The sequence below is a fragment of the Streptomyces sp. Ag109_G2-15 genome (assembly GCF_900215565.1).
GTDB lineage: Bacteria > Actinomycetota > Actinomycetes > Streptomycetales > Streptomycetaceae > Streptomyces > Streptomyces diastatochromogenes.
On record NZ_OCNI01000001.1, the window covers coordinates 6,757,899 to 6,775,955 of the forward strand.

15 protein-coding genes and 2 pseudogenes are annotated in these 18,057 nt (G+C 72.2%); 8 read left to right on the forward strand and 9 right to left on the reverse strand.

All coding sequences use genetic code 11. The features are described from left to right. Positions 1-98 precede the first annotated feature (98 nt). The 3 genes from CRP49_RS30425 to CRP49_RS30435 all read right to left on the reverse strand — a co-directional run bounded on the left by CRP49_RS30425 (position 99) and on the right by CRP49_RS30435 (position 2,199). Positions 99-704 carry a hypothetical protein gene (locus CRP49_RS30425; protein ID WP_097256227.1) on the reverse strand — a complete coding sequence of 202 codons (606 nt, stop codon included), beginning with the start codon at positions 702-704 and terminating at the stop codon, positions 99-101. A gap of 169 nt (positions 705-873) precedes the next feature. Beyond that, complete coding sequence (locus CRP49_RS30430) at positions 874-1,698, reverse strand: MOSC domain-containing protein (RefSeq protein WP_097256228.1); 825 nt, start codon at positions 1,696-1,698, stop codon at positions 874-876. 66 nt (positions 1,699-1,764) lie between these two features. Beyond that, entirely contained in the window at positions 1,765-2,199 is a 435-nt protein-coding gene (locus CRP49_RS30435) for a DUF6643 family protein (RefSeq protein WP_097256229.1), read from the reverse strand. 278 nt (positions 2,200-2,477) lie between these two features. Here CRP49_RS30435 and CRP49_RS30440 point away from each other — a divergent pair, with 278 nt between their 5' ends. After that, complete coding sequence (locus CRP49_RS30440; protein WP_097256230.1) at positions 2,478-3,788, forward strand: TerD family protein; 1,311 nt, start codon at positions 2,478-2,480, stop codon at positions 3,786-3,788. 5 nt (positions 3,789-3,793) lie between these two features. Here CRP49_RS30440 and CRP49_RS30445 read toward each other — a convergent pair whose 3' ends face one another. Beyond that, positions 3,794-4,969: a glycosyltransferase gene (locus CRP49_RS30445; protein ID WP_097256231.1), complete on the reverse strand. Its 1,176-nt coding sequence runs from the start codon at positions 4,967-4,969 to the stop codon at positions 3,794-3,796. 57 nt (positions 4,970-5,026) lie between these two features. Here CRP49_RS30445 and CRP49_RS30450 point away from each other — a divergent pair, with 57 nt between their 5' ends. After that, positions 5,027-5,821 (forward strand): glutamate racemase, encoded by a 795-nt coding sequence (locus CRP49_RS30450; protein ID WP_097256232.1) that lies wholly within the window; start codon positions 5,027-5,029, stop codon positions 5,819-5,821. Positions 5,822-5,915: 94 nt separating this feature from the next. Further along, entirely contained in the window at positions 5,916-6,461 is a 546-nt protein-coding gene (locus CRP49_RS30455) for a hypothetical protein (RefSeq protein WP_097256233.1), read from the forward strand. 102 nt (positions 6,462-6,563) lie between these two features. On the opposite strand, the gene CRP49_RS30460 is transcribed toward CRP49_RS30455, so the two are convergent. Next, the gene (locus tag CRP49_RS30460; RefSeq protein WP_097256234.1) at positions 6,564-7,529 is read right to left on the reverse strand and encodes an O-antigen ligase; all 966 of its coding nucleotides are present in this window, start codon (positions 7,527-7,529) and stop codon (positions 6,564-6,566) included. Between the two features lie 299 nt (positions 7,530-7,828). Between CRP49_RS30460 and lnt the strand changes: the two genes are divergently transcribed. From lnt to CRP49_RS30480, 4 genes are all read left to right on the forward strand, one after another. Continuing rightward, positions 7,829-9,439, forward strand: coding sequence for an apolipoprotein N-acyltransferase (gene lnt / locus CRP49_RS30465; RefSeq protein ID WP_097256235.1), 1,611 nt, complete (start codon positions 7,829-7,831; stop codon positions 9,437-9,439). Between the two features lie 67 nt (positions 9,440-9,506). Further along, on the forward strand, positions 9,507-9,986 hold the full coding sequence (locus CRP49_RS30470; RefSeq protein ID WP_097256236.1) for an NUDIX domain-containing protein: 480 nt from the start codon (positions 9,507-9,509) through the stop codon (positions 9,984-9,986). Between the two features lie 54 nt (positions 9,987-10,040). After that, entirely contained in the window at positions 10,041-10,841 is an 801-nt protein-coding gene (locus CRP49_RS30475; protein ID WP_097256237.1) for a 3-hydroxybutyrate dehydrogenase, read from the forward strand. Between the two features lie 76 nt (positions 10,842-10,917). Next, positions 10,918-12,870, forward strand: a complete 1,953-nt coding sequence (locus CRP49_RS30480; RefSeq protein WP_179851801.1) for a GAF domain-containing protein — start codon at positions 10,918-10,920, stop codon at positions 12,868-12,870. A gap of 47 nt (positions 12,871-12,917) precedes the next feature. Here CRP49_RS30480 and CRP49_RS30485 read toward each other — a convergent pair whose 3' ends face one another. Further along, positions 12,918-14,294, reverse strand: a complete 1,377-nt coding sequence (locus CRP49_RS30485; RefSeq protein WP_097256238.1) for an MFS transporter — start codon at positions 14,292-14,294, stop codon at positions 12,918-12,920. Between the two features lie 169 nt (positions 14,295-14,463). Continuing rightward, positions 14,464-14,700: pseudogene (locus tag CRP49_RS30490) on the reverse strand (TetR/AcrR family transcriptional regulator); the annotation flags it as partial. Positions 14,701-14,902: 202 nt separating this feature from the next. Here CRP49_RS30490 and CRP49_RS30495 point away from each other — a divergent pair. Beyond that, positions 14,903-15,535 (forward strand): TetR/AcrR family transcriptional regulator, encoded by a 633-nt coding sequence (locus CRP49_RS30495; RefSeq protein ID WP_097256239.1) that lies wholly within the window; start codon positions 14,903-14,905, stop codon positions 15,533-15,535. Positions 15,536-15,568: 33 nt separating this feature from the next. Here the strand turns inward: CRP49_RS30495 and CRP49_RS30500 are convergent, their stop codons facing one another. Together CRP49_RS30500 and CRP49_RS48090 are read right to left on the reverse strand one after the other, a co-directional pair. Then, on the reverse strand, positions 15,569-17,722 hold the full coding sequence (locus CRP49_RS30500; protein WP_257033530.1) for a SpoIIE family protein phosphatase: 2,154 nt from the start codon (positions 17,720-17,722) through the stop codon (positions 15,569-15,571). 110 nt (positions 17,723-17,832) lie between these two features. After that, positions 17,833-18,003 (reverse strand): annotated as a pseudogene (locus CRP49_RS48090) (hypothetical protein); the annotation flags it as partial. Between the last annotated feature and the right edge of the window lie 54 nt (positions 18,004-18,057).

Consider the following 18,057-nt stretch of genomic DNA (forward strand, 5'->3'; position numbering starts at 1 on the left):
CCCCCACCTCGTAGTACGCGGGTTTTGATGCCGAAGCGAGTCGGCCGGTCCACCGTAGCGTGCGCGCGGGTGGTGGGTTGACCAGAGACGGAAGGCCGTCAGCTGCCGGTGCCCGCCTTGCCCCAGTCCGGGCCCGCCCGGTCCCAGGCCTGGTCCCAACGCGCGTACCGGCGGCGGACCATGCGCCAGACGATCAGGCGCCGGCCGCTCTCGACCAGGCCCGCGGTCAGCAGGGCCGCGCCGAATCCGGCGAGCACCGCGTGCGTCGTCGCCGTGGGGGAGTCCAGCGGGCGGGTCGTTATTCGGCCGTGCGGATCCGTCCAGAGCCTGAAGTGGTCGCCCGCGTGCGGGGACTTGAGGTTCGTCAGGGCGGGTCCGTGCTGCCGGGTGCCGTCCGGTGCCGTCCAGTCGGCGACGACGCGGCTGCGGGTTTCGTGCGCGGCGCTGGTGTCGGGGTCGGTCTCCACCGGGGCGCTGCCCAGCCCGCGGACCACCGTGGCCGTGACGAGGTGGCGGGTGTGCTGCTGCTCCCGCACCGAGCGCTGCAGGGTGTCCTGGGCGGCCGCGCCGACCAGGCAGCCGATCACGGGCGCGGCCACGGTGACCAGCACCAGCGCCACGAGGGCCGCCCAGGCCTCGGCCAGATCGGTCGCGCGGCGCAGCGGATTGCGCCGCCAGCGCCACAGGCCGCGGATTGCTCGCACGTCCCCACCCCCATTCCGCTCCGTGATAACCCCCGGCGGAGCCGCTCACCCCCCGGCCCGGGCCAAGAGAGAGCGAGATCACTCCTGGCCCCGGGCCTCTCACGCAATTCTCACGTCGTCTCAACGACCGGGCCCCGCCCCTGGGTTCCCCGCCCGCCGAGCCGTTTCGCTACGACAGCACCCGCACCGGGTCCCCGACCCGGATCGTGCCGGGCGTGAGGGCCACCAGGTTCTGGCCGAAGAGCAGCCGGGTGCCGAGCCTGCGGTGCCGCGCGAGGGTGCGCAGGGGCTCACGGCCGCGTACGGCGGTGTCCTGGTCGGTCGTGGTCACGACGCAGCGCCCGGAGGCCTTGGCGACCCGGAAGACCACCTCGCCGACGGCGATCCGCGTCCAGTGGTCCTCGGCCCAGGGCTCGGTGCCCGCGACGACCACGTTGGGCCGGAAACGGTTCATGGGCAGCGGGCCCTCGGCGGCGTCGTCGCCCTGGGCTATGAGGGAGTTCAGGGCGTCGAGAGAGGCGACGGTGGTGACGAGCAGGGGGTAGCCGTCGGCGAAGCTCACCGTCTCGCCCGGCAGCGCGTACTCGGGGTCGACGGGACGGCGGGTGGCCGGATCGTCCATGTGGACAAGACGGACATAGGCGCCCAGATAGCCGGAACACCAGTCGTGAGCCGCGTCGGAGGCCGGAACCGCTTCCACCTTCGTGCCGAAGACGTGCGTCGGCACCGTCGCCGTCGGCTCCGGGGCGGCGACCGTGAGCGGCTCCTGACCGGGCGCGGACAGAAGAACGCCGCCGCCGGGCAGAGGCTCGGCGGCGGCCAGCGCGAGACGCGGCTGCTCGCGCTGTGTGACGACCTTTCCCCCGTCGTCGATCAGGGCCCAGCGGCGGTCTCCGGCCAGGCCCCAGGGCTCCACCACGGCTTCCCGGGGTGTGACACCCCGGAACGCCTTGACCGGATGGACGTGGATCGACTGCAGTTCGGCGTTCCCCATGACGCCATCGTGCCAGGTGGCACCGACAGCCGGGGCGCGCCGGTCAGCAGCTGCGGTGCCGGCCGGTCAGTAGCCGCGGTACTGCTGGTTGTTGTACGGGTCCTGGTAAGGAGCCGGTGCGGGGCGCGGCGCGGCGGGGCGCATCGCCTCGTACCCCGTGCCGGCCGCCATCGGACGCGGCTGCTGCGGGGCCTGCGGGCCGGGATAGCCGCGCGGCGCGCTCGCCTGCTGCGGGATGTACGCCGTGGGCGCCTGCTGCAGCGGGGCGGGCTGGACCTGCGGATAGCCGTAGGCGGGGACCTGGTGGGACGGGGCCGCCGGGAGGGCGGGCAGTGCCGACGGCAGCGCGGGCAGGCTGCTGCCCGTGTCGTACGCGGCGGGGACCCGGATCGGGGCGATCTGCGGGGTGCCCCGCTCGGCCACGAGCGAGTCGTAGATCGGGGTGTCCGGGAAGGAGGCGGAGTAGTAGCCGCCGCCATAGGTGGAGCGGGGGGAGGTCATGGCACATAAGTTAAGCCCACGATGTGCTGGTTGGGGAGACCGATAAGAGGGTTGTTTTCCGTGTCGGCAGTGACTCGGGATCCCCAATCCGAGCGAACTTGGCAAAAATGGACGCCGTGCAAGGTTTGGATCGTGTAAATGCCGAGTTCCTGTCGGGTTACCGGCGGTTGACCGGCGATCTTCCTGTGCTGCTCATGGGAGTTCGCTGTCCCCGGGAATAGGTTGGGCGGGTAGGGATGATCCCGGGAGCCCGGGCACGTCCGGGACGCCGACACGCGATGGGGGCGGACATGTCAATGCCGAAAGGATCGAATGCGCCGGTGCCGACCGCGGCCCTGCGCGTCGAATTGGGCTGGCGCTCCGGACCCGGCGTGCCCGACGCGGACGCCTCGGCGCTGCTCCTCGCGGCCGGAAAGGTCCGTTCCGACGGGGACTTCGTCTTCTACAACCAGCCCGCGCACCCCTCCGGCGCGGTCCGTCACGAGGGCAAGCGGACCGCAGCGGGTCGCGTCACCGACACCCTTTTCGTGGACCTCGCGCGCGTGGAGAGCGGGATCGAACGGGTGGTCCTCGCGGCCTCCGCGGACGGCGGGACGTTCGGGCAGGTCCCGGACCTCTACATCGAAGTGACCGATGCCGCCGGCGGCGCGGTCGTCCGCTTCGACAACCCCGGCGCGACCGTGGAGACGGCCTTCGTGCTCGGCGAGTTCTACCGCCGCCAGGGCGGCTGGAAGTTCCGCGCCGTCGGCCAGGGCTACAGCAGCGGACTCGAAGGTCTGGCAACGGACTTCGGCATCACCGTCGACGAACCGCAGCACAGCGCGCCGCCTCGCACGCCCGCCGCACCGCCTCCGGCATCCCCTGCCGCGCCACCGGTCCCGCCTGCGGCGACCCTGCCGCCGCCGACCACCCCTCCCGTCCCTCTGCCGCCGCCCCCGGCAACCCCTCCGGCCGCACCGGTCCGCCTCTCCAAGGTCACGCTCACCAAGGCGGCCCCGTCCGTCTCCCTGGCCAAGCAGGGCGGCACCTCCGGTGCCATGCGGGTCAACCTCAACTGGCAGGTGCGCAAGCAGTTCCCGGGCTGGGGCGGCCGATGGGGCGCCGGCCAGGGGGACCTCGACCTCGACCTGTGCGCCCTGTACGAACTCGCCGACGGCCGCAAGGGTGTCGTACAGGCACTCGGCAACGCCTTCGGGTCCCTGCACCGGCCGCCGTACATCCACCTCGACGGCGACGACCGTACGGGCGCCGTGGCGAGCGGGGAGAACCTCACCGTCAACCTCGACCACAAACAGGACTTCCGGCGCATCCTGGTCTTCGTCACCATCTACGAAGGCGCGGCCTCCTTCGCCGACCTGCACGCCAGCGTCACCCTCCAGCCCCAGCACGGCGCCCCGATCGACTTCTCGCTGGACGAGTGCACGGTCCCCTCCACGGTGTGCGCACTCGCCCTGATCACCAACACCGGCGGCGACCTCGTCGTCCAGCGCGAGGCGCGCTACCTGGTACCGGAGCGCGGGGTGAGCCCGCAGCGGACCATAGACCGCGCCTACGGGTGGGGCATGAACTGGACACCCGGACGCAAGTAGCCGGGTCAGCTCTCGTCGGGCACGGCGTCCGGACGCGCGTACGTGCGGCCCTTCCAGGCCGCCCCGCGCCCCCGGTAGTGCTGCACGGCGGAGTCGACCGTCATGAGCAGATAGAGGAACGCGGTGAACGGCAGCAGCGGTGCGAGCCACAGCGGCTGCCGGTAGTAACGGAGCATCGGCACGTACGTTCCCGTCATCACCGCCCACGCCGCCGCGCCCACGACCGCCGTCGCCGTACTGCCCGTGACCGCGCCCGACACCACGGCCGCGGGCGGCACCAGGTACACCAGGGCGAGCCCGGCGACCGTGCCGAGCAGCAGCAGCGGGTTGTGCCGCAGCTGGGCGTACGCGCTGCGCGAGACCATCCCCCACAGGTCGTGCAGCCGCGGATAGGGACGCACGCTGTCCACCCGGTCGGCCAGCCCGAGCCAGACGTGACCACCACTGCCCTTCACCGCGCGCGCGAGGGCTACGTCGTCGATGACGGCATGCCGGATGGCGTCCGGGATCCGTGCCTTCTCGGCCATGTCCGCGCGCAGCAGGACACAGCCGCCGGCGGCCGCCGCCGTCCGAGACCCCCGCAGGCCGATCCACCGGAACGGATACAGCTGCGCGAAGAAGTAGACGAACGCCGGGACGACGAGCCGTTCCCACAGGCTCTCCACCCGCAGCCGCGCCATCTGCGACACCACGTCGAACCCTCCCGTGCGGGCCGCCGCCACCAGTTCGCGCAGGCTGTCCGGAGCGTGCGCGATGTCCGCGTCCGTCAGGAGCAGATATTCGGGGTCACGCGCGCGTGCGAGGCCGATGCCGTGCCGCACCGCCCACAGCTTGCCCGTCCAGCCCGCGGGCGGCTCGCCGGGGGAGTCCACCGTGAGCGGCAGCCCGCCGTGCCGCCGCGACAGCTCTCGGGCCAGCTCCCCGGTGCCGTCCGTGCTCCCGTCGTCCACGAGGAAGACCTCCGCCCGCCCCGGATAGTCCTGCGCGAGCAGCGACGGCAGGCTCGCGGGCAGCACGCCGGCCTCGTCACGGGCCGGCACGACCACACAGACCGACGGCCATGCGGCAGGTTCCCGACGCGGGGGCAGCCGGACGTCCGTGCGCCAGAAGAAGCCCTGGCACAGCAACAGCCAGCACCAGGCGGCGAGGGATACGACGGCGGTCCACACGATCGCGCTCACGGGCGCAGTCTGCCCCACCGGACCGGCTCGCAAGGTCGCATCGTCTATCGTGGCCGGGTGAAGATCGCGCTCATGGACTCCGGAATCGGCCTGCTGGCGGCCACCGCCGCGGTACGGCGCCTGCGCCCCGACGCGGATCTCGTCCTCTCCCTCGACCCCGACGGCATGCCCTGGGGGCCGCGCACGTCCGAGGACCTCACCCGGCGTGCCCTGGCCGTCGCCGAGGCCGCCGCGGCCCGCCGGCCAGAGGCCCTGATCGTCGGCTGCAACACGGCCACCGTGCACGCCCTGCCCGCCCTGCGCGACCGCCTGGAGCCCGGCATCCCGGTGATCGGCACGGTCCCGGCGATCAAGCCGGCCGCCGCCGGCGGCGGCCCCGTCGCCATCTGGGCCACGCCCGCCACCACCGGCAGCCCCTACCAGCGCGGTCTCATCGAGGACTTCGCCGACGGGGTCAAGGTCACCGAGGTGCCCTGCTGGGGGCTCGCCGAGGCCGTGGAACACGCGGACGAGGCGGCCATCGACGCGGCGGTCGCCGCCGCGGCCGCGCTGACCCCACAGGATGTAACGACCGTCGTCCTGGGCTGCACCCATTACGAGCTGGTGGCGGAACGTATCCGCGCCGCCGTCCAGCGCCCCGGTGCCGCACCGCTCGTGCTGCACGGCTCCGCCGGCGCCGTGGCCGCCCAGGCCCTGCGCCGACTCGGCGAGCAGCCCGCCCCCGAGGCCCCGGCCGAGGGCACGCTGACGGTGCTGCTGAGCGGCCGCGAGGGCGCGCTGCCCGCGGCCGCGCTGCACTATGCCGAAGGACGGCTGCTGCCGGCCGCCGGCCCGCTCGCCGACCGGCGGTGACCTGGGGCGGCCGCTTCCACGGGGTGGGCCGCCCGGCGCGGTCACCCTCCGCGAGCCGGTACCCGCGGAGCGAAACCTGAGTAACCTCATAAACATGAGGAAGCACCGCGACGCCGAGGACGCCTCGCACCCCGACGTCTGGACGGGGCGTGCCACCAACCGGGTGCAGTGGCTGCTGGCGCTGGGCGGCGCGGCTTGTATGGCGCTCGGCATCGTGCTGGCCGTGGACTCGGCCTGGACCTCCGGCGTCGCCCCGCTGGTGATGTCCGTCGTGGGCTGCATCGCCGCCGGTCTGCTCGTCCTCTTCGGCACGCTCGCCTTCGTGCACGTGGACCTCAGGCTCGACAAGGAGTGCGTAGAGGTGCGCTGCGGCCACATGGGCGTGCCGCGCCGCCGCATCCCGCTCTCCGAGGTCGCCGGGGCCGACTTCACCGCCCATGTCACCCCGCGCCACTGGGGCGGCTGGGGCTACCGCTGGCGCCCCGAGAAGGGCACCGCGGTCGTCGTCCGCCGGGGCGAGGGCATCGTGCTGCGCCTGTGGGACGGCCACACCTTCACGATCACCGTGGACAACGCGGAAGCGGCGGTGCGGGCCATCAGGGACCGGCTGCGGACGATCACACCCGGCACCGCGCGCTGATACCGGCAGGCTCGTTCGGGCACACCGAGAAGGCGGGCTCACTCGGGCACACCGAGACAGCAGGCTCGTTCGGGCACGCCGAGAACGCGCCGGAACGCCTTCCTACGGCGCCGGGTACTCGCCGGCCCACGGCCGAGCCGTAGCCCATCCCGCCAGGAGCCCCGCGCCCGCGGTCACCGTGGTGAAGCTCAGCGCGTTGCCGACGGAGGCGATGGCGGCCAGAGCGGTCAGGGCCGCTCCCGCGGTGAGGGCGACCGGTGTGGAGCGCGGGGTGCGCCACAGGACGTACAGGGCCCAGCCGAACCCGGCAGCCAGCAAGAGCACCCCGACCAGGCCCTGTTCGGCCGCCTGCTGGAGCAGGGCCGAGTGCGGTCTGCCGTCGGGCAGCACGGCCTGTGGCGCGGTGTCGCTCAGCTCGCCGAAGCGGCCGGGGCCGACGCCCAGGCCCGTGTCCCGGCGGGCCAGCCGCAGCGCGTCCTGCCACAGCTGCACCCGGTGCGGGGTGAACCGGCTCTTCAGCGCCTCGGCCAGGCCGCCGGGCAGGGCGTCGGCGGCGATCGCCCAGATCGTGCCCGCCACCAGGGCCGCCGCGAGCGCGAGCCCCGCGATTCCGACGCCTCGGCGGGGCATGGAGCCCGCGGCGAGCGAGCAGAGCAGTACGGCGGCACTGGCCGCGCAGCCGACGGCCGAGCCCACGGCGGCCCCGGTCAGCACGATTCCGACGGCGAGCAGCCGCAGCCCGAGCCGCGACGCGGGCCCGCGCGCGGCCCAGGCGGCGCAGCACGCCGCGCCGGTGGCCAGCGCCAGCAGGGCGGCGGTGGCCCCGGCGTGCCCGAGCGGGGCGGCGTACAGGGGACCGGGGGAGAGGTCGGGCAGCAGCACGGCCAGCGCGAGTCCGGCCGCCGCGCCGGCGCAGGGCGCGGCCACCGGAAGCAGCGCCCCGGAGATCCGGCCCGCGGCGTAACCGGCGACCACGGCGAGTACCGCGAGCAGCACCCCCTCGGGCCGCCCGTCGTGGGCCGCCGCCGTGATCAGTGACCAGGCGGCGCACGACCCCAGCAGGATCATGCCCGCCCCGTCAGAAACGTTTCGTCTACCCCTGAAAGCGTCCGCACCGGTCGCGGACCTCGTCCCCGTCGACCCCACCCGTCGCCCCTCGCACCCCGGTCCCCCGACCTGTGGCAGGCCCCGGCCGCACGCACCGGGACCGGCCGCACCGCTGAGGCTCGGGCACACCGTAACGGCTGATGACCGATTTGGGCACGAGCGGCGCAGGAACGTCGTGATTCCGCCACGGTGCAGGTGAGGGGCACCGCTCGTTCAGCCCGTGCTGTCGGGCGCAACGTCAACCGCCGTACACTCCCCGGGTGACCGTCACCGCAACTTCCGTGGACCAGTCCGGCCGGCTCGAGTCGCCCCCCGCGCCGAGCGCGCGCGGCCGCCGGCTGCTGCGCCTGGTCCCGGCCGCCGCCTCCGCACTCTGCGGAGTGCTGCTCTACGTCAGCTTCCCGCCGCGCCCCCTGTGGTGGCTGGCCCTGCCCGCCTTCGCCGGCTTCGCCTGGGTAGTGCGCGGCCGCACCTGGAAGGCGGCGCTCGGCCTCGGCTACCTCTTCGGACTCGGCTTCCTCCTGCCGCTGCTGGTGTGGACCGGCGTGGAGGTCGGCCCCGGCCCCTGGCTCGCGTTGGTCGCCATCGAGGCGGTCTTCGTCGCCCTCGTCGGCGTCGGAGTCGCCGCGGTGTCCAAGCTGCCCGCCTGGCCGGTGTGGGCTGCCGCCGTCTGGATCGCCGGCGAAGCGGTACGCGCGCGCATGCCCTTCCGGGGCTTCCCCTGGGGCAAGATCGCCTTCGGCCAGGCGGACGGCGTCTTCCTGCCGCTCGCCGCGGTGGGCGGCACCCCGGTGCTCGGCTTCGCTGTCGTCCTGTGCGGATTCGGCCTGTACGAGGTGGGGCGCCTGATCGCCGAGCGGCGCCGCACCCAGACCCTCCGCCGTGGGGCCGCGGCCGCCGCGCTGCTGAGCGTCGCCGTACCGGTGGCGGGAGCGGTCGCCGCCCAGCCGCTGGTGAGCGACAAGGCCGAGGACGGCACCGCGACCGTCGCGGTCATCCAGGGCAACGTGCCGCGCGCGGGCCTGGAGTTCAGCGCCCAGCGGCGGGCCGTCCTCGACTACCACGCGCGCGAGACCCTCAAGCTCGCGGCCGACATCAAGGCGGGCAAGGTCGCCAAGCCCGACTACGTGCTGTGGCCGGAGAACTCCTCCGACATCGACCCCTTCACCAACTCGGACGCGGCCGCCGTCATCGACGAGGCCGCCAAGGCCGTGGGGGTGCCGATCTCGGTCGGAGGGGTCGTCGAGAGGGACGGCAAGCTGCTCAACGAGCAGATTCTGTGGGACCCGGTCAAGGGACCGACGCAGACCTACGACAAGCGGCAGGTGCAGCCGTTCGGCGAGTACCTCCCGCTGCGCGGCCTCGTCGGCGCGATCAACAAGAACTGGACCAGCATGGTCCGCCAGGACTTCAGCCGGGGCAGCAAGCCGGGTGTGTTCGACATCGACGGCGCCAAGGTCGGCCTCGCCACCTGCTACGAGGCGGCCTTCGACTGGGCCGTGCGGGACACCGTCACGCACGGCGCGGAGATGATCTCCGTGCCCAGCAACAACGCCACCTTCGACCGCAGCGAGATGACCTACCAGCAGCTCGCCATGTCCCGCATCCGAGCCGTCGAGCACAGCCGGACCGTGACCGTGCCCGTGACCAGCGGCGTCAGCGCGATCATCATGCCGGACGGGAAGATCACCCAGAAGACCGGCATGTTCGTGCCCGCCTACCTCGTCCAGAAGGTCCCGCTGCGCACCTCCGAGACGCCCGCGACCAAGCTGGGCATCCTGCCGGAGATCGCCCTGGTGCTGGTCGCCGCGGGCGGGCTCGGCTGGGCGATCGGGTCCGGGATACGGGCCCGGCGCACGGGTGACGCGTAGCCGTACGCCCGCCGTACGCCGGGGGAATCCAGTGGAGTGAGGGAACCGGCCCGTTAGGGTCGGTTCCATGGCTACTCCTGACTTCATCCGCACCATCAGGGCCTCGGCGGGCCACCAACTGCTCTGGCTCCCCGGGGTGAGCGCCGTCGTCTTCGACGACCAGGGCAGGATCCTGCTGGGGCAGCGCGCGGACAACCACCGGTGGGCACTGCTCTCCGGCATCCCGGAGCCCGGTGAGCAGCCGGCCGCCGCCATCGTGCGCGAGGTGTACGAGGAGTCAGCCGTACGGTGCGTCGCCGAACGCGTCGTCATGGTGAAGTCCGGGGAGCGGATCACGTACGGCAACGGCGACGTCTGTCAGTTCATGGACATCACCTTCCGCTGCCGGGCCGTCGGCGGCGCGGCACGGGTCAACGACGACGAGTCGCTGGCCGTCGGCTGGTTCGAGGTGGACGCGCTGCCGACGATGGACGAACACCAGCTGATCCGGATCAAGCAGGCCCTGTCCGATGAACCCACATGGTTCGACACCACGAGTTTTGAATGAAGTATGGGGTGTGACCACATGTGGTCCGGCAGGGGCGCTGCTTAGGGTCGGCACATGACCCAGCCCACCCCCCTGCCCGGCCCCCACGCACCCTCGCTCGACCTCGGCGGCCGTACCGCCCTCGTCACCGGCGCCGCAGGCGGCATCGGCGGCGCCTGCGCGTTGCGGCTGGCGGCCGCCGGGGCCAAGGTGAGAGCCGTCGACCGGGACGCGTCGGGCCTGGACGCACTGGCCGACCGGGCCCGGGACCTGGCGGGCACCGTCGAACCGCACGTCCTGGACCTCACCGACCTGGACGCCGCCGAACACGCCGCCGCCGGCACCGACGTCCTGGTCAACAACGCCGGGCTGCAGCTGGTGCGCCCCATCGAGCAGTTCCCGCCCGACGTCTTCCACACGGTGCTGACCGTGATGCTGGAGGCGCCGTTCCGGCTCATCCGCGGCGCCCTGCCGCACATGTACGCGCAGGGCTGGGGCCGGATCGTCAACGTGTCCTCCGTCCACGGACTGCGCGCCTCGGCCTTCAAGGCCGCCTATGTGGCCGCCAAACACGGCCTCGAAGGCCTCTCCAAGACGGCCGCCCTGGAGGGCGCGCCCCACGGTGTGACCTCGAACTGTGTGAACCCGGCCTATGTGCGCACCCCACTGGTCGAGAAGCAGATCGCCGACCAGGCCCGGGCACACGGCATCCCCGAAGAGCGCGTCCTGTCCGACATCCTGCTCAAGGACAGCGCCGTCCAGCGGCTCATCGAACCGGAGGAGGTCGCCGAGGCCGTGGCCTACCTGTGCGGCCCGCAGGCGTCCTTCGTCACCGGTACCTCCCTGGTGATGGACGGCGGATGGACGGCCCACTGAGCGGGCCGGCAGCGCCCGGCCGGAGAGTTTTCCACAGGCCCGACGGGCCGGGCGGCCGATGCGGAATCCTGTGACCATGTCTCGCGATCACGTCCAGCCGGCCGAGCGCCCCACCACCGAGGGCGCCACCGGGGTGCCCGACGCCGGCGCGGAGGCCCCGTACCTCAAGCTGCTGGCCCGCGACGCCCCGGTGGAGGCGTACGAGCAGCCGGTGCTGCTCGCCCGCGCCGAGGGAGGGCCGGCCGACCGGATCGCCGCGCTGGAGCGCGCCAAGCTCCTCGCCCTGCGCGTGCGTTCGGAACTGGAAGGGCGCCGGCGGCGCGAGGCGGAACTGTCGGCGCTCTTCGAGACCGCCCACGACCTGGCCGGCCTCCGGGACCTGGACGCCGTCCTCCAGGCGATCGTGCAGCGCGCCCGCTCCCTGCTCGGCACGGACATCGCCTACCTCAGCCTCAACGACCCGGCACGCGGCGACACCTACATGCGCGTGACGGAGGGCTCGGTCTCCGCCCGCTTCCAGCAACTGCGCCTCGGCATGGGCGAAGGGCTCGGTGGACTGGTCGCCCAGACCGCGCGGCCGTACGTCACCGACGACTACTTCCAGGACGACCGCTTCCAGCACACCCTCTCCATCGACGCCGGTGTCCGCGACGAGGGCCTGGTCGCCATCCTCGGCGTGCCGCTGATGCTCGGCCCGCACGTCATCGGCGTCCTCTTCGCCGCGGACCGGCGGGCCCGCGTCTTCGAACGCGAGCAGATCGCCCTGCTCGGCTCCTTCGCCGCGCTCGCCGCGGCCGCCATCGACACCGCCAACCTGCTCACCGAGACCCGCTCGGCCCTGGCCGGACTGGAGCAGGCCAACGAGATCATCCGGGACCGCAGCGCCGTCATCGAGCGCGCCTCCGAGGTGCACGACCGACTTGCCGAACTCGTGCTGCGCGGCGGCGGAGTCCACGACGTGGCCGCGGCCGTCTCCCAAGTACTCGACGGAACAGTCGAGTTCACCGAGGCCGGTACGGCACCGGCCGAGCCACTGGAGGCATCCCGCGCCGAGGGGCACGCCGTACGGCACGACAGCGACTGGATCGCCGCGGTGACCGCCGGCGGAGAACTCCTCGGCGCGCTGGTGCTGCGCGGCCACCCCGGCCTGGACCCGGTCGACCAGCGCACCCTGGAACGCGCGGCGATGGTCACCTCGCTGCTCCTGCTGGCCCGCCGCTCCGCCGCCGAGGCCGAACAGCGTGTGCGGGGCGAGCTGCTGGACGACCTGCTGGACGCCCGCGACCGGGACCCGCGCCTGCTGCGCGATCGCGCCGCCCGGCTGCACGCCGACCTGGACGCCACCCACGTCGTCCTCGCGACCCGCCTCGACGGCCCGGCGGCCGACGCCGACGAGGAGGCAGCCGCCCGCCGACGCCTGTGGTCCGCCGCCTCCCACCTCGCCGCCACCCGGCAGGGTCTGGCCGCCGCCCGCGACGGCGGCACGGTCCTGCTGCTCCCGCTCGCCACCGGTGACACCGCCACGGACCTGGCCCGGCGCACCGCCCGCCACCTCGGCACGGCCGTCCACCAGCCCGTCACGGTCGGCGCCTCCGCCCCCGTCACCGACCTCGCTGCCCACCCCGACACCGTTGCCGCCGCCTACGCCGAGGGCCGCCGGTGCCTGGACTCGCTGCACCTCCTCGGCCGTGACGGAGACGGCGCGGCGGCCGAGGACTTCGGCTTCCTCGGCCTGCTCCTCGCGGGCGAACGGGACATCGGCGGCTTCGTCGACCGCACGATCGGGCCGGTCGTGGCCTACGACGAGCGCCGCGGCACGGAGTTGCTGCGCACCCTGGACGAGTACTTCGCCTGCGGGCTGAGCCCGGCCCGCACCAAGGACGCACTCCACGTGCACGTGAACACGGTCGCCCAACGGCTGGAGCGCGTCGGCCGCCTCCTGGGCGAGGACTGGCAGAGCCCCGCCCGCGCCCTGGAGATCCAACTGGCCCTGCGCCTGCACCGGTTGGCGGCACCGAGACGGCACTGACCGGCCCCCGCAGGGGGGCCGGTCCTCGGCTCGCGCCGTCGCGCGGGTCAGACAGACCGCGCCTCGGCCGCCGAACTCACGGCGGCCTGATCGCCGTCCCCGGCCTCCACCTGGGCGAGATTCCGGTGCCGTGTCTCCCGGGCCACGCCCACGGCGATCAGCGTCAGCACGGCGGCCGCGATCACGTACAGGGCGATCGGGGTGGAGCTGCCGTAGTCGGAGAGCAGCGCGGTGGCGATGAGCGGGGCGGGCGCACCGGCCGCCACCGAGGCGAACTGGGCACCGATGGAGGCACCGGAGTACCGCATCCGGGTGGCGAACATCTCGGCGAAGAACGCCGCTTGGGGCGCGTACATGGCACCGTGCAGCACCAGTCCGACGGTCACGGCGAGCACCAGGTACCCGAACGAGCCGGTGTCGACAAGCGAGAAGAACGGGAACATCCACAGACCCACGCCGGCCGCGCCCAGCAGGTACACGGGCCGTCGCCCGACCCGGTCGGAGAGCGCGCCCCAGGCCGGGATCACGGCGAAGTGCACGGCGGAGCCGATGAGTACGGCGTTCAGCGCGGTCTGCTTGGAGACGCCGGCGGACGTGGTGGCGTACACGAGGATGAAGGCGGTGATGACGTAGTAGCTGATGTTCTCCGCCATGCGGGCGCCCATGGCGACGAGCACGTCCCGCCAGTGGTGCCGCAGCACGGAGACGATCGGCAGCTTCTCGGCCTCGCCGGTCCGCCGCGACTCGGCCCGCTCCAACGCCTCCTTGAAGACGGGTGATTCATCGACGGAGAGACGAATCCACAAGCCGACGATCACCAGCACACCGGAGAGCAGGAACGGGATCCGCCAGCCCCAGGTGCCGAAGGCGTCGTCCGAGAGCACGGCGGTGAGCAGCGACAGCACACCTGTCGCCAGCAACTGCCCGGCGGGCGCCCCCGTCTGCGGCCACGCGGCCCAGAATCCACGCCGCCGCGCGTCCCCGTGCTCGGACACCAGCAGCACGGCGCCACCCCACTCGCCACCGAGCGCGAACCCCTGCACCAGACGCAGCGCGGTCAGCAGCACGGGCGCGGCGGCGCCGACGGTCGCGTGCGTCGGCAGCAGCCCGATGGCGAAGGTCGCCCCGCCCATCAGCAGCAGGCTCAGCACCAGCAACTTCTTGCGCCCCAGCCGGTCACCGTAGTGCCCGAACACGAGCGCCCCCAGCGGGCGGGCCGCGAAGCCGACGGCATACGTCAGAAACGACAACAGCGTCCCGACAAGCGGATCGGAGTCCGGAAAGAACAACTTGTTGAACACCAGCGCGGCGGCGGAGCCGTACAGGAAGAAGTCGTACCACTCGATGGTGGTGCCGATGAGGCTGGCGGCGACGATGCGGGGGAGGTTGGCGGGGGGTGGGGGAGCGGTTGCTGCGGAGGCCATGTGCGCCACTTCCTCGTGTGCGGTGGGGACGGGTACGTGTCGGCACACCGTAGGAACGTGCAGGTCAGGCGGACATGTGGCGGGACAACATAGTTGGGGAGGCGGCTATGCGTGCGACCACCATGATGGTTCCGTGCTGGTTGGTGCTGACTACGCTCCGTTGCGGGGCGCCTTCGTCCGGCAGTTCGACCTCCGCCAGCCAGGTCTCGAAGCTGCGCTCGATGACCGCGGCGATCAAGTTGTCCTTGTTCTCGAAGTGCCAGTAGATCGAGCTCGCGGGAAGGCCGCACTTGGCGCTGACTGCCGCGATGCTCGTGCCCTCGTATCCGCGCTCACCAGCGATCTCCGCAGCGGCGTCGAGGATGCGCTGCCGCGACTCCAGTGCTAACCCTGCCATAGCGATCATTCCAATTAGAGTGAACGCTACATCAAGGTGCGGGTCGTGAGACAGGGACGACAGCGAGGTGGTCCGGTGAGCGAGAACAGGATCGGGAACTGAACCGAGCACAGTCCGCCGACAGAGCAGGCGATTGCCGCTTCTGCCAAAATCGGACGTACCGATTGGCCTCTGCGCCGCCACCCTGCCATACAGATGTACCGAGGTTGTCGTGAGCAAACCCGTGGCCCGCGCGCCTCAGCGCCGCAATGCACGATCCAACCGGGCGCGCATCCTGGACACGGCCCGCCAGGAGCTCGGTCGGAACCCGGACATCACGATGGAGGAGCTCGCGCGAGCCGCCGGTGTCGTGCGGCGCACGCTCTTCGGGCATTTTCCCGGGCGTGACGCTCTGCTGGCGGCGCTCGCCGACGAGGCGTCCGCAGCGCTGCGGGAGGCGGCGGAAGACGCCGTGGGGCTGGATGAGCCGGCTGAACGGGCCCTGGCGCGGCTGTTCCTTGCGATGTGGCCTGTGGGAGACCGGTACCGGATGCTCCTGGCACTGGCTCGCAGGCACTTGGGAGCCGAACGCGTAACGGGGATCCTGGCCCCGGTCCGAGACGCGGCGACGGACATTTTGGCGAGGGGACAGCGGGAGGGAGTTTTCCATTCCCACCTGCCGCCCGTGGCGCTCAGCGCCGGACTGGAAGCGTTGATGGTCGCCTTGCTGGAGAGCGTCAATGACGGGGTACTGGATGATGATGTCGTCCCTATCGTCGTCGCCACCCTGATCGCTGCCGGGCTGCCGGAGAAACGTGCGAGTGACGTGGTCGTGGACGTCTCTTCCGTGAAGAGCTGTGGGTGACTCTGCCGCGTCCCACCTCGGTGAGCCGTAGCTTCAGGGGGAATCCTGGATGGCCTGCTCGGACCAGATCGTCTTGCGGTTCTGGCCATGGCGACAGCCCCATCGTCCGCCGAGTTGAGCGACGAGGAACAGGCCGCGTCCTCCCTCGTCGGTCGTGCGGGCACGCCGCAGGCGGGGTTGGGTGCTGCTCGAGTCGGTGACCTCGCACACCAGGACGTGGTGGCGAATGAGACGGAGGTCCATCGGCGGACGACCGTAGCGGATGGCGTTGGTCACCAGTTCGCTGACGATGAGTTCGGTGGTGAAGATGAGGTCGTCCAGGCCCCACATGGTGAGTCGGCGGGTTATCCACTCTCGGGCCTCGGAGACGGCGGCCGGATCGGCCGGGATCTCCCAGTGAGCGGTGTCCGCCGTCGGGATGGCGCGGGTGCGGGCCAGCAGCAGGGTCGCGTCGTCGCGCGGCGCCCGGTCTGCCAGGTCGGCGAGGAGAGCCCGGCCGGTTTCGTCCAGGGCACGACCCGGACGGCAGTACGCGGCCAGGGCTTCCGTCAGCCGCCGCAGGCCTTGGCCGGTGTCGCGATCGCCCCGTTCGACCAGGCCGTCGGTGTAGAGAGCGAGGACACTGCCCGGCTCGACGTCGATCACGGTGGTCTCGTACGGCATGCCGCTGAGGGCGAGTGGTGGCCCCGGGGAGATCCCGACTGCTTCGGCGGTCCCGTCGGGCCGGACCAGGACGGGGGGTGGGTGGCCGGCACTGGCCATGGTGCAGCGCCTGGTGACCGGGTCGTAGACCGCGTACAGGCAGGTGCCGCCGACGATGTCGCGGTCGCCGGACGGGGCTTCGGCCGCGAGGCGCTGGACCAGGTCCGCGATCCGGGTGAGCAGCTCGTCCGGTTCGAGTTCCAGGTCCGCGAGCGTCTGGATGGCCGCGCGCAGGCGGCCCATGGTGGCGCTTGCGGGCATGCCGTGGCCGACCACGTCTCCGGCGACGAGGGCCACCCGGAGAGAGGGCAGAGCAATGGCGTCGTACCAGTCGCCGCTGCTGCCCGCTCCCCCGCCTGCGGGCAGGTAGACACCGGCGGTCTCGGCTGCCGGAGTGTCGGTCGTGGCAGGCGGAAGGAGGCGCTGCTGCAGCGCCACGGCCGCCCTGTGCTCGCGCGTGTACCGGCGGGCGTTGTCGATGGCGAGCGCACCCCGTGAGGCGATCTGCTTCATGAGATCCGCCTCGTCCTCGGTGAAGGGGTCGGATCGACCGCAGCGCCAGGCCGATATGGCGCCGAGCGTGAGCCCGCGGGCATGCAACGGTGCGACCATCACCGAATGGGCGCCCTTCGGGGCGAGATACTCGACCAGCTGCGGGTCTCTGACCATGGCGATGAAGTCGTCAAGGCCGAAGACGACCGGCTCGCCGTGTCGGAAACTGCGCAGCAGGGGGTGGTCGGTAAAGGGCGGGATGGGCTGGCCGCGCTTGATGCCGGCCGGCCACACCGCGGTGGCCGGTGCAAGGGCCGCGTTGCCCATGTTTCCACCGTTCAGCTGTTTCGAGGGTTCTTCCCCGTCGAGAACGGAGTGCGCAAGGTCGACTGCGGCGAGATCCCCGAACGAAGGTGCGAGAACGTCCGCAAGGTCCTGTGCGGTGCGCACGACATCCAGGGATTTTCCTACTCGCTCGGCCACCTCGCGGGCGAGATCCAGATGACGGCGGGCGCGCATCTGGTCGGCGTTGTCGAAGTACAGGGCTGCGACCCCCGTGGGGCGTCCTCTCGCGTCCTCCAGACGGAAGGCGGACAGCGACAGCGCGTGCTGCCGCGCCGAACCGTTCCGACAGCTCACGTGCTGGTCTCTGCGGACCACTGGGGCACCCGTCTCGATCACCTGGCGCAGCAGCGCCTCGAGGTTCTCGGCGTCCTTGGTGTCCAGCACGTCGCTCAGCCGCGCGCCGGGCTGTACCGGACGGCCGTCGAAAGTGTCCGGCGCGGCGTTCGTCTGCACAGTGGTGAGATCCGTGTCGTACACGACGATGGTGATCCGGTTCTGTGCGGACAGTGCACGCAGCAGCGCCGCGCCCTGCTCGTGGCCGGCGACGTGGTGGGTAGGGGCCGCCAGGACGAGGACCTCCGCCGAGCCGGAGCCCCCACCTTGGTGGTCCGGAAGGTGACATCGATGGTGTCGCCGCACTGGTGCCACAGCCGTACCCGGCCGGACGCCGGTATGTCCGCGTCGCGCAGGTCGTCCGGGAGGCCGGCCACCAGTTCCTGCACGGGGCGCCCACAGACCTCCTCGGCGCGGAACCCCGTCAGCTCCTCTGCTGCCCCGGTCCACCGCACCACCACGCCTCGATTGTCGAGCACAGCGGCTGCCGGACCGTCGCAGGAGTGCGACCTGCCGCTGGGACCGGAACCGCAGACGCCCGTCGATCCTTGGGAGGCGCCAGCCGGGTAGGCGTTCTTGACATGCTCTATGTCCATCCTGTGGCTTCCTTCTGTGGCTTGCTTTGCGAGAGCCTGCGGCTCGAGATGGGC

Excerpts from the sequence above, each read along its gene's own strand:
- CRP49_RS30430 (WP_097256228.1), bottom strand. The coding sequence starts at position 1,698 with ATGGGGAACGCCGAACTGCAGTCGATCCACGTCCATCCGGTCAAGGCG.
- CRP49_RS30435 (WP_097256229.1), bottom strand. The coding sequence starts at position 2,199 with ATGACCTCCCCCCGCTCCACCTATGGCGGCGGCTACTACTCCGCCTCC.
- CRP49_RS30440 (WP_097256230.1), top strand. The coding sequence starts at position 2,478 with ATGGGGGCGGACATGTCAATGCCGAAAGGATCGAATGCGCCGGTGCCG.
- CRP49_RS30455 (WP_097256233.1), top strand. The coding sequence starts at position 5,916 with ATGAGGAAGCACCGCGACGCCGAGGACGCCTCGCACCCCGACGTCTGG.
- CRP49_RS30460 (WP_097256234.1), bottom strand. The coding sequence starts at position 7,529 with ATGATCCTGCTGGGGTCGTGCGCCGCCTGGTCACTGATCACGGCGGCG.
- CRP49_RS30470 (WP_097256236.1), top strand. The coding sequence starts at position 9,507 with ATGGCTACTCCTGACTTCATCCGCACCATCAGGGCCTCGGCGGGCCAC.
- CRP49_RS30475 (WP_097256237.1), top strand. The coding sequence starts at position 10,041 with ATGACCCAGCCCACCCCCCTGCCCGGCCCCCACGCACCCTCGCTCGAC.
- CRP49_RS30480 (WP_179851801.1), top strand. The coding sequence starts at position 10,918 with ATGTCTCGCGATCACGTCCAGCCGGCCGAGCGCCCCACCACCGAGGGC.
- CRP49_RS30485 (WP_097256238.1), bottom strand. The coding sequence starts at position 14,294 with ATGGCCTCCGCAGCAACCGCTCCCCCACCCCCCGCCAACCTCCCCCGC.